We start from the raw sequence: 276 nt of genomic DNA on the forward strand, positions 1-276 counted from the left end.
GATCTGGCTCACAAGACCGGGGTGAACAGGCGGCTGCTGCGCTACTACGAGGAGCAGGGCCTGCTCAGGCCGGTCCGGCTGGACAACGGCTACCGCGAGTACACCGAGGCGGACGTCGCGGCCGTGCGCCACATCCGCGCCCTGCTCGCCGCCGGACTCTCCACCGCCGTCATCTCCCGGGTCCTGCACTGCGTGCACGGAACCGACAAACTGGTCGTGCCGTCCGGCTGCCCGACCTTCATCAACGACCTACGACGCGAACGCGCGCACATCGCC

Annotated in this window: 1 protein-coding gene; it reads left to right on the plus strand. The window is 69.2% G+C overall.

Translation table 11 applies throughout. The features are described from left to right. Positions 1–276: MerR family transcriptional regulator (locus IO39_RS43610; RefSeq protein ID WP_063765468.1), on the plus strand; the 276-nt coding region annotated here is incomplete at both ends.

It is taken from the genome of Nonomuraea candida, from assembly GCF_000725485.1.
Classification (GTDB): Bacteria; Actinomycetota; Actinomycetes; order Streptosporangiales; family Streptosporangiaceae; genus Nonomuraea; species Nonomuraea candida.